8 protein-coding genes and 2 tRNA genes are annotated in these 13,873 nt (G+C 70.5%); 7 read left to right on the forward strand and 3 right to left on the reverse strand.

The window, feature by feature from the left end:
• The first annotated feature begins 190 nt into the window (after window positions 1-190).
• The 3 genes from ABZS42_RS09110 (at window position 191) to ABZS42_RS09120 (ending at window position 6,718) form a co-directional block, all read left to right on the forward strand.
• Window positions 191-3,061 carry a ricin-type beta-trefoil lectin domain protein gene (locus tag ABZS42_RS09110; RefSeq protein WP_355143408.1) on the forward strand — a complete coding sequence of 957 codons (2,871 nt, stop codon included), beginning with the start codon at window positions 191-193 and terminating at the stop codon, window positions 3,059-3,061.
• A 75-nt stretch (window positions 3,062-3,136) separates the two neighbouring features.
• On the forward strand, window positions 3,137-5,254 hold the full coding sequence (locus ABZS42_RS09115) for a lectin (RefSeq protein ID WP_355143409.1): 2,118 nt from the start codon (window positions 3,137-3,139) through the stop codon (window positions 5,252-5,254).
• A 456-nt stretch (window positions 5,255-5,710) separates the two neighbouring features.
• Window positions 5,711-6,718: a sugar phosphate isomerase/epimerase family protein gene (locus ABZS42_RS09120; protein ID WP_355143410.1), complete on the forward strand. Its 1,008-nt coding sequence runs from the start codon at window positions 5,711-5,713 to the stop codon at window positions 6,716-6,718.
• Window positions 6,719-6,859: 141 nt separating this feature from the next.
• Here the strand turns inward: ABZS42_RS09120 and ABZS42_RS09125 are convergent, their stop codons facing one another.
• On the reverse strand, window positions 6,860-7,909 hold the full coding sequence (locus ABZS42_RS09125) for a sugar phosphate isomerase/epimerase family protein (RefSeq protein WP_355143411.1): 1,050 nt from the start codon (window positions 7,907-7,909) through the stop codon (window positions 6,860-6,862).
• Window positions 7,910-8,451: 542 nt separating this feature from the next.
• Complete coding sequence (locus tag ABZS42_RS09130) at window positions 8,452-8,829, reverse strand: hypothetical protein (protein ID WP_355143412.1); 378 nt, start codon at window positions 8,827-8,829, stop codon at window positions 8,452-8,454.
• Between the two features lie 283 nt (window positions 8,830-9,112).
• Here ABZS42_RS09130 and ABZS42_RS09135 point away from each other — a divergent pair.
• The 4 genes from ABZS42_RS09135 to ABZS42_RS09150 all read left to right on the forward strand — a co-directional run bounded on the left by ABZS42_RS09135 (window position 9,113) and on the right by ABZS42_RS09150 (window position 13,120).
• Window positions 9,113-9,188 (forward strand) — tRNA-Asn (locus ABZS42_RS09135).
• A 258-nt stretch (window positions 9,189-9,446) separates the two neighbouring features.
• Window positions 9,447-11,567, forward strand: coding sequence for an MMPL family transporter (locus tag ABZS42_RS09140; RefSeq protein ID WP_355143413.1), 2,121 nt, complete (start codon window positions 9,447-9,449; stop codon window positions 11,565-11,567).
• Window positions 11,560-12,801, forward strand: a complete 1,242-nt coding sequence (locus ABZS42_RS09145; RefSeq protein ID WP_355143514.1) for an FAD-dependent oxidoreductase — start codon at window positions 11,560-11,562, stop codon at window positions 12,799-12,801. The genes ABZS42_RS09140 and ABZS42_RS09145 overlap by 8 nt, the downstream gene beginning before the upstream one ends.
• 242 nt (window positions 12,802-13,043) lie before the next feature.
• Window positions 13,044-13,120: transfer RNA gene (locus ABZS42_RS09150), tRNA-Ile, on the forward strand.
• 14 nt (window positions 13,121-13,134) lie between these two features.
• Here the strand turns inward: ABZS42_RS09150 and ABZS42_RS09155 are convergent.
• Window positions 13,135-13,785, reverse strand: a complete 651-nt coding sequence (locus tag ABZS42_RS09155; protein ID WP_355143414.1) for a site-specific integrase — start codon at window positions 13,783-13,785, stop codon at window positions 13,135-13,137.
• Window positions 13,786-13,873 lie beyond the last annotated feature (88 nt).

The raw sequence follows: 13,873 nt of genomic DNA on the forward strand, positions 1-13,873 counted from the left end.
TCGTCGAGGCGAGCCGGCGGCGCGGTAACCCATCGACTGGTGACCTCCGCGCGGGTGGCTCCAGCGCCGGAGTGCTCACGGCCGGCCGGATCGGCACCCCGGGTGGCCACACCGCAACCCCCCGCTACGGCCCCGGCGCGTCGGCGCGCGCCCGCCTGGCAGTCAATCGTCAGGAAGGGACAGCCTCACGATGTCCAGATCGGACAGCACCCACCACCGGACCCGACGTCGGCTCACCGCCGGTGCGGCCCTGCTGCTGGTCGTCGCGGCCGGCACGGTCTCCCTCGGCGCGGGCCCGACCGCCCTCGGCGGCCCGGCTCCGGCTCAGGCCCATCCGATCAACGCCACCGACTTCCAGCAGGTGGAGCTCGCCCGCGGCGTCGCCGAACTGGGCGAACCGATGTCGTTGGCCGTGCTGCCGGACCGCTCGGTGCTGCACACCGCGCGCAACGGCACGCTGCGTCGCACCGACGTGAACGGCACCACCACCGTGGCCGGCACCATCCCCGTCTACACCCACGACGAGGAGGGACTGCAGGGCGTCGGGGTGGACCCAAACTTCGCCAGCAACCGGCACATCTTCCTCTACTACGCGCCGCCGCTGTCCACCCCGGCCGGCGACGCTCCGGCCACCGGCACCGACTTCTCCGCCTGGCAGGGCGTCAACCGGCTGTCCCGCTTCACCCTGAACGCCGACTTCACGCTCAACCAGGCCAGCAAGGTCGACGTGCTCGACGTGCCCGCCGACCGGGGGCTCTGCTGCCACGTCGGTGGCGACATCGACTTCGACGCCGCCGGGAACCTCTACCTCTCCACCGGGGACGACACCAACCCGTTCGACTCCGCCGGGTACGCCCCGATCGACGAACGCACCAACCGCAATCCCGGGTTCGACGCGCAACGCAGCGCCGGCAACACCAACGACCTGCGCGGGAAGATCCTCCGGATCAAGATGAACGCGAACGGGACGTACTCCATCCCATCGGGCAACCTCTTCGCGCCCGGCACGTCGGGCACCCGCCCCGAGATCTACGCGATGGGCTTCCGCAACCCGTTCCGGATGAGCGTGGACAAGGCCACCGGCATCGTCTACGTGGGCGACTACGGACCGGACGCCGGCTCGACCAGCAGCACCCGCGGCCCGTCGGGTCAGGTCGAGTTCAACCGGGTCGCCGGGCCGGGCAACTACGGCTGGCCGTACTGCACCGGCACCAACACCAGCACCGAGACGTACAACGAGTGGAACTTCGCCACCAACGCCACCGGCCCGAAGTTCAACTGCGCTGGCGGCCCGACGAACAACTCGTTCCGCAACACCGGCCGGTCCACCCTGCCGCCGGCGCAGCCCGCCTGGATCCGCTACGGCGGTGACGCGGGCAGCCCGTCCGATTTCGGTGGCGGCTCGGAGTCCCCGATGGGCGGTCCGGTCTACCGGTACGACGCCGCCAACCCCTCGACCACGAAGTTCCCGCAGTCCTTCGACGGTCAGTTCTTCGCCACCGAGTTCGGCCGTGGCTGGATCAAGCCGATCCACGTCAACGCCGACGGATCCCGGGGCACCATCGATGCCTTCCCGTGGACCGGCAAACAGGTGATGGACTCGGCCTTCGGCCCGGACGGCGCGTACTACGTCCTCGACTACGGCACCGGTTACTTCAACGGGGACGCGAACTCGGCGCTCTACCGCTTCGACTACATCGGCGGCGGCAACCGGGCGCCCACGGCCCGGGCGGCAGCCGACAAGACCTCCGGCGCCGCCCCGCTGACCGTCACGTTCTCCTCGGCGGGCTCGTCGGACCCGGACGGCGGGGCGCTGACCTACCAGTGGGCGTTCGGCGACGGCACCACCTCCACGGCGGCCAACCCGACGAAGACCTACACCGCCAACGGCACGTACCCGGCCACCCTCACCGTGCGTGACCCGCAGGGTGCCACCGGCAGCGCCAACGTGGTGATCAACGTCGGTAACACCGCGCCCACGGTGACCATCACCAACCCCGGGAACGGCAAGCTCTTCTCCTTCGGTGATTCGGTGCCGTTCGGCGTCACCGTCACCGACCCGGAGGACGGCACGATCGACTGCACCAAGGTCAAGATGACCTACGTGCTCGGCCACGACCAGCACGGGCACCAGATCACCTCGCAGAACGGCTGCTCCGGCACCATCGCGATTCCGGTCGACGGTGAGCACGACTACGCGGCGAACATCTTCGCGATCTTCGACGCCGAGTACACCGACGCGGGCGGCCTCACCACCCACACCCAGCACACCCTTCAGCCCCGGCACCGCCAGGCCGAACACTTCAAGACCTCGTCGGGGATCAACACCTTCGACAAGACCGCGGCCGAGGGCGGCAAGACGGTCGGCGACATCCACAACGGCGACTGGATCGCCTTCGAGCCCTACCAGGTCGGCAACGTGACCTCGTTCACCGCCCGGGTCTCGTCGGCCGGCGCCGGCGGCACCCTCCAGCTGCGGACCGGCTCGGCCACCGGCACCGTGATCGGCTCGGCCTCCGTGCCCGTGACCGGCGGCTGGGAAACCTTCACCACGGTCACCGGCACGGTCACCAGTCCGCCCGCCGGCACCACGACGCTCTACCTGACGTTCGCCGGATCGGGCACCGGGGCGCTCTACGACGTGGACACCTTCACCTTGAACACCGGCGGCGGTACGTCCGGTGCGGGGCCGATCCGGGGTCTGGCGAGTAAGTGTCTGGATGTGCGGGGCGGTGCCACGGCCGACGGCACCCAGGTGCAGCTCTACACGTGCAACGGCAGTGCTGCGCAGAGTTGGACGGTGACGGCGAATTCGACGGTGCGGGCTCTGGGTAAGTGTCTGGACGTGTCGGGTGGTGGTTCGGCGGACGGTACGAAGGTCCAGTTGTGGACGTGTAACGGTACGGGTGCGCAGAACTGGTCGGCGCAGGCTGATGGGACGTTGCGTAATCCGCAGTCGGGTAAGTGCCTGGACGTCTCCGGCAACAACTCGGCGGACAGCACGCCGGTGCATTTGTGGACCTGCACGGGCGCAGCGAATCAGAAGTGGATCCTGCCCTGAGTTGAGCGGAAGGGCCCCTCGCCGACGCCTATCGTTGGGCAGGGGCCCCTCCAGACCAGTCTGAGGAGAGCTGAGATGCGCAGACTTCTGCGATCCGTCCTCGGTGGGGCCACCGCTGCCCTCGCCGTCATCGCCTGCACCAGCCCGGCAACCCCGGCCAGCGCTGCCGACGCCCCGTACGACGTGCTGGTCTTCTCCAAGACCGCCGGTTTCCGGCACGACTCGATCGCGGTCGGCACCCAGGCCATCCGCGACCTCGGCGCGGCGAACAACTTCACGGTCACCGCGACCGAGGACGCCGCCGCCTTCACCACCGGCAATCTCGCCCAGTACGAGGTGGTGGTCTTCCTCAACACCACCGGTGACGTGCTCAACGCCGCCCAGCAGACCGCCTTCGAGTCGTACATCGGTTCGGGACGCGGCTACGTCGGGGTGCACGCGGCCGCCGACACCGAGTACGGCTGGTCCTTCTACGGCAATCTCGTCGGCGCGTACTTCGCATCGCACCCGGCCATCCAGCAGGCCAACGTCAAGGTGGAGAACCGGGGCCACGCGGCCACGGCGCACCTGCCGCAGACCTGGACCCGCACCGACGAGTGGTACAACTACCAGACCAACGCACGCTCCACGGCCCGGGTGCTGACCACCCTCGACGAGTCGTCCTACTCGGGCGGCGGGATGGGCGCCGACCACCCGCACTCCTGGTGCAAGACGTACAACGGCGGCCGCGCCTTCTACACCGGCGGCGGCCACACACAGGCGTCGTACGCCGAGCCCGCGTTCCGCGCCCACCTGCTCGGCGGCATCCGGTACGCGGCCGGCCGGACGAAGGCAGACTGCCGTCCCGAGACCGGCTACACGGCCCTCTACAACGGTTCGACCACCGGCTGGTCGCAGGCCGGGCCGGGCAACTTCACCAACACCGACGCCACCCTCACCTCGGTCGGTGGCATGGGCCTGCTCTGGTACAGCGCCGAGCAGTTCACCAACTACTCGTTGAAGCTGGACTGGCGGATGGCCGGCGACGACAACTCCGGTGTCTTCATCGGCTCCCCACCGTCGAGCGACCCCTGGTCCGCGGTGGACAACGGGTACGAGGTGCAGATCGACGCCACCGACGAGGCCGACCGCACCACCGGCGCGGTGTACACCTTCAAGTCCGCCGACCTCGCGGCCCGCGACGCGGCACTGAACCCGCCGGGGGAGTGGAACACCTACGAACTGCTCGTCGAGGGGGAGCGGCTCCAGGTCTTCCTCAACGGCACCAAGATCAACGATTTCACGAACACCGACCCGGCCCGCTCGCTCGCCGGGCACATCGGCCTGCAGAACCACGGCACCGGCGACGACGTCTCGTTCCGCAACGTCCGGATCAAGGAGCTCGGGGGTACGCCCCCGCCGGGCGGCAACGCCACCGTCCAGGCGGAGGCGTTCAGCTCGGCCGGCGGGGTCAGCGCGTTCAGCAAGCCCGGCGCGAACGGCGGTCAGACGCTTGGTTACATCGACCCGGGCGACTGGGCGGCATACGACGGCGTCGACCTGACCGGCGTCACCTCGTTCCGGGCTCGGGTCGTCTCCGGCGGCCCGGGCGGCACCATCCAGATCCGTACGGGTTCGACCACGGGCCCGGTGCTCGGCTCGGTGGCGGTGCCGAACACCGGCGGTTGGACCACGTTCGCCGACGTGACGACGACGCTTGCCGGCGTGCCGTCGGGCGGGCAGAGCCTCTACCTGACCTTCAGCGGGTCCGGTGGCGGCCTGTTCGACGTGGACGAGTTCACCCTGGTGAAGGGGGCCGGTGGCGGTACGTCCGGTGCGGGGCCGGTTCGGGGTCTGGCCGGTAAGTGTCTGGATGTGCGGGGCGGTGCCACGGCCGACGGCACCCAGGTGCAGCTCTACACGTGCAACGGCAGTGCTGCGCAGAGTTGGACGGTGACGGCGAATTCGACGGTGCGGGCTCTGGGTAAGTGTCTGGACGTGTCGGGTGGTGGTTCGGCGGACGGTACGAAGGTCCAGTTGTGGACGTGTAACGGTACGGGTGCGCAGAACTGGTCGGCGCAGGCTGATGGGACGTTGCGTAATCCGCAGTCGGGTAAGTGCCTGGACGTCTCCGGCAACAACTCGGCGGACAGCACGCCGGTGCATTTGTGGACCTGCACGGGCGCGGCGAACCAGCGGTGGACCCTGCCCTGACCTTGCCCTGCCCTGCCCTGCCCTGAGGCTGCCGTGAGGTGTGGCGACAGGTCACCGCTGCCCGTCGCACCTCCTCTGGATCCTGATGACTCAGAGGCATATCTATGCCTCTGAGTCATCAGGCCCAGCCGGGTCTTCCCACCCGGATCACGACACGCCGGCACCAGGTGCGCCCGCACCGAAGGGCCCCGGGAAGCTCACCGTCGGCCGCTGCCCGTCGCCTCCGCCCGCTGCCGGTCGCCGCTCACGGGTGGGGCCTTCCGTGGCGGTGGCGGCGGCCATAGAGTGGGGGCGGCGATCGTGGAGGTTGCCGGCGACCCGGCGGGAGGCGCAACCCGGCGGGTCCAGGTGCGTACGCGTACCCGTCGGCATCGCCGCGCTCGCCGGGCAGCACCGGTCACCCTCGCCCCGGTCCGCAGGTACGGAATCCCCATCACCACAGGGGAGAGAAGGACAATGGCGCGACCAATCACGCTCTTCACCGGCCAGTGGGCCGACCTTCCGTTCGACGAAGTGTGCCGGCTCGCCTCCGAGTGGGGGTACGACGGTCTCGAGATCGCCTGCTGGGGCGACCACTTCGAGGTCGACAAGGCGCTGGCCGACGACTCGTACGTCGAGCGCAAGCGGGAGACCCTCGCCAAGCACAACCTGAAGGTCTACACGATCTCCAACCACCTGGTCGGCCAGGCGGTGTGCGACCACCCCATCGACGAGCGGCACCAGGACATCCTGCCCGCGCGGATCTGGGGCGACGGAGAGCCCGAGGGGGTACGCCGGCGGGCCGCCGAGGAGATCAAGGACACCGCGCGGGCGGCAGCGAAGCTCGGCGTGAAGACGGTCGTCGGCTTCACCGGCTCGTCGATCTGGCACACGCTGGCGATGTTCCCGCCGGTGCCGCCGTCGATGATCGAGCGCGGCTACCAGGACTTCGCCGACCGGTGGAACCCGATCCTCGACGTCTTCGACGAGGTGGGCGTGCGCTTCGCGCACGAGGTGCACCCCAGCGAGATCGCGTACGACTACTGGACGACGAAGCGGACCCTGGAGGCGATCGGCCACCGCGAGGCGTTCGGACTCAACTGGGATCCGTCGCACTTCGTCTGGCAGGAGTTGGACCCGGTCAACTTCATCTTCGACTTCGCCGACCGGATCTACCACGTCGACTGCAAGGACGCGAAGGTGCGCACCGGTGACGGCCGGCGTGGCCGGCTCGCCTCGCACCTGCCGTGGGCGGACATGCGCCGCGGCTGGGACTTCGTCTCCACCGGCCACGGCGACGTGCCCTGGGAGGACTGCTTCCGGGCGTTGAACGCGATCGGCTACGACGGGCCGATCTCGATCGAGTGGGAGGACGCCGGCATGGACCGGCTCGTGGGTGCCCCGGAGGCGCTCCAGTTCGTCCGCCGGCTCGCCTTCGACGCGCCCGACGCCGCGTTCGACGCGGCGTTCAGCAGCAAGGACTGATCCGCCGATGCCCACGGGCGACCACCGTCGCTCCCGCCGCCGGAGACGATCGGTCGTACGGGCCGTGGGCCCGGTTCCACAGCGGTCAGGGGCCGCATCCGGTGCACGGATGCGGCCCCTGGCGTTCACCTGCCGGGTCGGTCAGCCCCGCAGACCCGACATGTGCTGGTAGCTGATCTCCGCGTACCGCAGCGAGCGGCCCGGATCGGTGGCGCCACCCGGCGCGTTGTCCTGCTCCCACATCGGGTTGTGGTAACCCTTAGCGCCCATGTTCGCGAAGAAGTTGCCGTAGTCGATGTCGCCCTCGCCGAGCGGCACCATCGCGTAGCCGGCCGCGCTGCCCGGATCGTAGGTGCCGTCCTTGGCGTGGAAGAGCGGGAACCGGATGGTCTGCGCGGCGACCACGGCCAGCGGGTCGAAGATGTTGGTCCGGGTCACGCCGTCAGGGTCGGTGTAGCTGCGGAACCGGTGCTGGGCCACGTGCGCCCAGTAGATGTCCATCTCGAACCAGACCCATTCGGGGTTGGTACGTGCGATGAAGTACTCCAGCTTGCGGACGCCGGAGGAACGGGTCGGGCGACCCTGGCCGTCCAGCGGCCCGCTGTCGCGCAGGAAGTCGTACGCCGCGTCGTGGTTGTGCGTGTACAGCTTGAGCCCGCGGGCGGCGGCCATCTCACCGAAGGTGTTCCACCTGTCGACGGCGGCGTCCCAGTCGGCCTTGTAGTTGCTGCCGGTCGGGTCGCCGCCCGTGCCGATATGGGTCATGCCGAGGATCTCGGCGGTGTCGAGGGTCTGCTCGAACTGGGCGATGGTGTCCGGGTTGACGGCGCTGGGGACGGAGGCGTGCGAGCCGTTGGCGCGCAGCCCGTTGTCGTCGAGGACCTTGCGAATCTCCTCCGGCGTGATCTGTCGGCCGAGGATCGAGGCGTGCTGGGTGTAGCCGGCGAACTCGACCTCCTTGTAGCCGATCTCGGCGAGCCGGGCGAGCACCCGCTCGAAGCCGTACGGCACGCCGGTGGCGTCCGGAGCTGCGCTGATTCGGTCCCGGACGCTGTAGAGGATGATGCCGCGCTTGCCGGGCGGGACGAGCAGGCCGTTGCCGGCGAAGGCCGGGGTGCCCAGGCCGGTGGCGCCGACGGCGGTCGCGCCGGCGACACCCGCGAGGGCGCCGAGCATCTGGCGACGACTCATTCCGTGCTGACTGTGGTTCATCTGCTGCCTCTCTCGGTGCTGGTTTCCGGTGATGAGGACGGCGGGCGGTGGTCGCGGGACCGCCGCCAGCCCCACGACCACGGCGGAGTGACGCCGATGTCCTGACCGGCGAACTCGACCCGGTGCCGTTCTCCGGGACCGCTGGTCGAGCCGTACGGGCCCGTGCGGCTCGGTCGCGACGAGGGTCGGGCGGACGAGGTGAGATGGCCCAGGTAGGTGGTGGCTCTTCGGCCGACGGGTCTACGCATCGAACCTCGCTCTGGTCGGGCGCGTCCGCCCCAGCGTCGTGGCGCCGCTGGGGAGATCGCGGGGAGTGCCGAGAGCCTGGCCAGGTTCTACGCAGGACGATATTGGTGCCCGCCACTGAATAAAAGAGGCGAGCGCCAGAAGTTTTCGTGTCTGAGGCCGAACTTTCGCTTCAATCGGAGAAAGTCGTCAGGGTGCGGCCGAACCATCTGACATGCGTGGACATGCCGCAGACCCGACCGCCGGAACGGCGGCCGGGTCTGTACGTGCTGCGATCAGAGGGTGCTGCCCGAACCGGATGGCTTCGACGTGCTCGACCCGGCGGCCGTACCGCCACTGGTCGAGTTCGGGCCGGACTTCGCGCCCGCGGTGGCCGGCGAGCCGGCGAAGGCGTCGTCGGCAGCGGTCAGGCCGTGCCGGCTGCCGTTGCCGGTCAGCTTCTCGCCCAGCTTGGTCTGGCCGAGCTTGTCCTTGCCCTCGCTGTAGAGCCGGGTCGCCTGGGCCTGCGCCACGCCCGCCGCCTCCTGCACGGTGGGGTGGTCGAGGACCTTGCGACCCCGGACCATCAGCTCTTCGTACCTCTCCCGGCCGGCGCGGGCGCCCAGGACGAATCCCGCAGCCAGCCCGCCAAGAAACATCAGTTTTCCGCGCATGGCGGCTCCTTCCGTACCTGACGCGCCGTCGCCCGCCGGGCTCCATCCCGGCGGTACGACAATCTCGCGCCTGCGTTCCGTCGTCCGCAGCTAACTACCCATACTGCTCCGCGCTCATACCTGCTTGTGCCCTGATGGCGATTTGTCCGACTTGCCGATTCTGCCACCCGGCCGGCCGCAGGCGTACTCGGGACGGCAACCCCCTGGACCAATGCCCCCGGGAATCCTGTACTCTTGTCTCCGTCGCACGGTGCCGGAGAGATCCGGAACCGGGCAACGGTAGTCCCCTGTAGCTCAATTGGCAGAGCAGCCGGCTGTTAACCGGCAGGTTATTGGTTCGAGTCCAATCGGGGGAGCCACTCGGAACGCCCGTCGGTCCTGCCGGCGGGCGTTTGCCGTTTCCTCGTCGTGGCCGACCGCGACCGCGCCCCTTCGCAGGTGCGGCCGCTGCGGCGAGCCTTTCCGCGCCCGGCCGTCAGGCTTGCCCGAGGATGCCCGGCGGCCATGACATTTAGTCCGTTTGGCCCGAAAATGCCCGGTTGGCCGGGCAGGATGATCGGTGCCGGCGTCAGGAATCGCCTACGTCCGTCGGTACGTCGACTCACGGGTGGGGGCGGATGTCCGCAGCGCTGGGTCGCGGCCGGGCCACACTGGTCGCGCTCGTCGTCGTGCTCGCGTGGCTGGTCGTCGGCGGGCTCGCCGGCCCGTACTCGGGACGGCTCTCCGACGTGGCGACGAACGACAACGCCGCGTTCCTGCCCGCCGACGCGGAAGCCACCCAGGCCCAGGAGCTCTCCCGCGGATTCATCCAGCGGCAGACCACGCCCGCCCTCGTCGTCTACGAACGCACCACCGGCCTCACCGACGCGGACAAACACAAGGTGAGCGCCGACGCCGCCCGCTTCGCCCAGGTCCCCGGCGTGGTCGGGCCGCTGCCGCCGCCCATCCCCAGCGCGGACGGGCAGGCGTTGCAGGTGGTCGTACCGATCGACGACGCCGAGGGGGAACGGATCGGTACGGTCGTCGAACAACTACGCGACATCACCGGTGACGGTGGTGGCGGGCTGACCGTCGACGTCGCCGGCCCGGCCGGCCTGCTCGCCGACCTGATCGAGGTCTTCTCCGGCATCGACGGGGCGCTTCTGCTGGTCACCCTCTGCGTGGTGCTGGTGATCCTGCTCGTGGTCTACCGCAGCCCGGTGCTCTGGGTCTTCCCGCTGCTCGCCGCCGGGATGTCGTACGCCCTGGCGTCGCTCTTCGTCTATCTGCTCGCCGACGCCGACCTGGTCACCCTCAACGGGCAGGCACAGGGGATCCTCACCGTGCTGGTCTTCGGCGCCGGCACCGACTACGCGCTGCTGCTGGTGGCCCGCTACCGCGAGGAGCTGCACCGGCACGAGCGATCGTGGGACGCGATGCGCGCCGCGTGGCGGGGCGCGGCCCCGGCCGTGATCGCCTCCGGCGGCACCGTCATCCTGAGTCTGCTCTGCCTCCTGCTCTCCAGCCTGAACTCCAACCGAGCGCTCGGCCCGGTCGCCGCCGTCGGCATCGCCGCGACCCTGCTGGTGATGCTCACGTTCCTGCCCGCGCTGCTGGTGCTCGGCGGCCGGTGGGCGTTCTGGCCGCGCCGGCCCCGGTACGACCCGGCCACCGCGCAGATCGAGCACGGCATCTGGAGCCGGATCGCCGGCTTCGTGGCCCGCCGCGCCCGGCCGGTCTGGTTGATCACCGCCGTCGGGCTGGGCGTGCTCGCGATCGGTCTCACCCAACTCGGCACGACGACGCTGGGCCAGTCCGACCTGTTCACCAAACGCACCGACTCGGTGGCCGGCCAGGACGTGATCGCCCGGCACTATCCGGCCGGTACCGGCAGCCCGGCCACGATCATCGCCAACCAGGCCGCCGCGAAACAGGTCACCGAGGCGGCCCAGGGCACCCGCGGGGTGGCCGACGTCCGACCGGTCACCCGCGAGCAGACGGCGGGTTCCGGGCCACCCGGCCCGCCGCTGGTCGTCGACGGCAGGATCCAGCTCGAGGCGACGCTCACCGACCCGCCGGACAGCACGGGCGCGGAGCGAACCATCCGCGACCTGCGCGCGACGGTGCACCGGGTACCTGACGCGGACGCCCTGGTCGGCGGGTTCACCGCCACCAACGTGGACATAACCGCCGCCGCCGAACGGGACCAGAACGTGATCATCCCGGTCGTGCTGGCGGTCATCGCCGTCATCCTGGCCCTGCTGCTGCGCGCCCTGCTCGCCCCGCTGCTGCTGATCGCGACGGTGCTGCTCTCGTTCACGGCCACCCTCGGGCTCTGCGGCGTGTTGTTCCGCCACGTCTTCGACTTCCCCGGCGTGGACGCCGCGTTCCCGCTCTTCGCCTTCGTCTTCCTGGTCGCCCTCGGCATCGACTACAACATCTTCCTGATGAGCCGGGTCCGCGAGGAGTCGGTGCGGCGCGGCACCCGAGCCGGCGTCCTGGCCGGCCTCGCGGTCACCGGCGGCGTGATCACCTCCGCCGGCATCGTGCTCGCCGCGACGTTCTCCGCGCTCACCGTGCTGCCCCTCGTGGTCCTGGTCGAGCTGGGCACCGCGGTCGCCGTCGGCGTACTCATCGACACCATCGTCGTGCGCTCGCTGCTGGTGCCCGCGCTCGCGTACGACATCGGGCCGACCATCTGGTGGCCGGGCCGGCTGGCCCGGACGAGCCGTGCGGAGGGACGCCGTGACACTGGCTGAGACGGACGTGGTCATCGTCGGCGGCGGGCTGGCCGGCCTCGCGGCCGCCCGCCGACTGCACCGTGCGGGCGTGCCCTGGCGGCTGCTGGAGGCCGGCGGCCGGCTCGGCGGCCGGATCGCCACCGACGAGGTCGACGGCTACCTGCTCGATCGCGGCTTCCAGGTGCTCAACACCGCCTACCCGCGGCTCGGCGCCCTGCTCGACGTGAACAGCCTGCGACTCGGGTACTTCACCTCCGGTGTGCTGGTCCGCAAGGGCGACCGGCTCATCCGGCTCGTCAACCCGCTACGCGAACCGGTCGCCGCGCCGGGCACCGCGTTCGCCGGGGTCGGCACGTTGCTCGACCGGCTCCGGTTCGCGGGGCTGGCCGCCGGCTGCGCCACCCTGCCCGCCGGTCGGCTGCTCGACGCGCCGGAGACCACCACCGAGGTCGCGCTGCGCCGCGCCGGGCTCTCCGACGCGTTCATCGAGGAGCTGATCCGTCCGTTCCTCTCCGGCGTCCTCATCGACCGGGAACTGGAGACCTCCAGCCGGGTCTTCGCGATGGTGCTCCGCTCGTTCGCCCGCGGCCGCAACGCTCTGCCCGCCGAGGGGATGGCCGCGCTGCCCCGGGCGGTCGCCGCACCGCTGCCCGCCGACCTCATCGACCTGGACACCCCGGTCGCCGAGGTTGCTCCCCGGCGGGTCCGCACCCAGGCCGGCGACATCCGCTGCCGCGCCGTCGTGGTCGCTGTCGACCCGCCGGCGGTCGCCGCGCTGCTGCCGACCCTGAGAGCGGTACGCATGCACAGCTACACGACCTACTACCACAGCACCGACCAACCCCCGGTCGACGAGCCGATCCTGCTCCTCGACGGCGATCGCCGCGAGTTGATCACCAACACGGTGGTCGCGAGCCGGGCCGCGCCCACGTACGCGCCAGCCGGGCGGCATCTGGTGGCCACCTCGGTGGTCGGCCCGACGCCCCCACCCGAGCCCGCCGTACGACTCGAACTGGACCGGCTCTTCGGACGCTCCACAGCCGACTGGACGCACCTGAGCACGGTCACCGTCCCCCAGGCGCTGCCCGCCGCGCCGCCGCCACAAGGGCGGCTACGTAAGCCGGTGGCGCTCGGAGACGGGCTCTTCGTGGCCGGAGACCACCGGGACAGCCCGTCCATTCAGGGGGCACTGACGAGCGGCTGGCGGGCCGCCGGTGCGGTGCTGAGGCAACTCCGGGACGGCGGGACGTGAGCGTCGACGGCCCGGTCCTGGCCCGATCCGGATGAGCGCGCGGCTCCGGCCGTCCCAGCTCGTTCCGGGGGCGGCCGGAGCGACGAGGACCGGTTATGGGGCGTCGCCCCGGGCGGGCAGGCTGCGCGCTGTTATCCTCGCGTTGCCCATCGTGCTGCTGCACCGGCGACGCCGATGAGCGACGGCGCTGGTTCCGCCCCTGGCCGATGATCGACCGGCCAGGATAAGATCCGCGCGGTGCCGGGGCGGTAGCTCAGCCGGTTAGAGCAGGGGACTCATAATCCCTCGGTCGCGGGTTCGAGTCCCGCCCGCCCCACCAGCCGTTTTCCCTGGTCAGGCATGCTGCCGACGACCCGGACTCACCGCGTCGAGGTCCGGACCAACGCTCTCAGTCCGCACTGAGTCCGCAGCCGCACGACCCGCCGCTCGGTCGAGGCGGTCCGCCACCTGGTCCAGGTCGTCCTCGAAGAGGTCCGCGTACACGTCCAGCGTCATGGCCGCCGAGGCGTGCCCGAGCATCCGCTGCACCGCCTTCACGTTGGCGCCCTCGGCCACCGCGAGACTGGCCGCCGTGTGCCGCAGCTCGTGCGGGGTCAGGCCGGCGAGCCCGATCGACTCCGCAGCCCGATCGAAGACGCGGCGACGGAAGTTGTTGTTGCCCAGCACCTCGCCGGCCGGGGACGTGAACACCAGCTCGTCACCGGAACGGCCGGCGATCTGCGCGGCGATCGGCTCGACCAGGAACCGGGGGAGCGGCGCCAACCGGCGTTGATGCGTCTTCGGCGTACCGAACACCGCCCGACCGTTAACCTCCGTCACCGACTCCGCCACCAGCAGCCGACGCTTCACCAGATCCACCCGCCGAACCCGAAGCGCCGCCAGCTCGCCCCACCGCAGCCCCGTGTAGGCCAGCACCCGAATGATCAGCCCATACGGCTCCGCCGCTGCCGCCAGCTCGCCCACCTGGCCGTGGGTCAGGAACACCTTCTCCGACCCGTCCGACCCGTGGCAGCCGCACGCCCACCGCGACGTTGCGAGTCAGCCGACCATCCCGAACAGCCGGCGCCAGAAG

The sequence above is a fragment of the Micromonospora sp. NPDC005367 genome (assembly GCF_040606825.1).
Classification (GTDB): Bacteria; Actinomycetota; Actinomycetes; order Mycobacteriales; family Micromonosporaceae; genus Micromonospora.

Bases quoted from the DNA above. Each gene is read 5' to 3' on its own strand.
- ABZS42_RS09110 (WP_355143408.1), top strand. From the start codon at position 191: ATGTCCAGATCGGACAGCACCCACCACCGGACCCGACGTCGGCTCACC.
- ABZS42_RS09115 (WP_355143409.1), top strand. From the start codon at position 3,137: ATGCGCAGACTTCTGCGATCCGTCCTCGGTGGGGCCACCGCTGCCCTC.
- ABZS42_RS09120 (WP_355143410.1), top strand. From the start codon at position 5,711: ATGGCGCGACCAATCACGCTCTTCACCGGCCAGTGGGCCGACCTTCCG.
- ABZS42_RS09125 (WP_355143411.1), bottom strand. From the start codon at position 7,909: ATGAGTCGTCGCCAGATGCTCGGCGCCCTCGCGGGTGTCGCCGGCGCG.
- ABZS42_RS09130 (WP_355143412.1), bottom strand. From the start codon at position 8,829: ATGCGCGGAAAACTGATGTTTCTTGGCGGGCTGGCTGCGGGATTCGTC.
- ABZS42_RS09140 (WP_355143413.1), top strand. From the start codon at position 9,447: ATGTCCGCAGCGCTGGGTCGCGGCCGGGCCACACTGGTCGCGCTCGTC.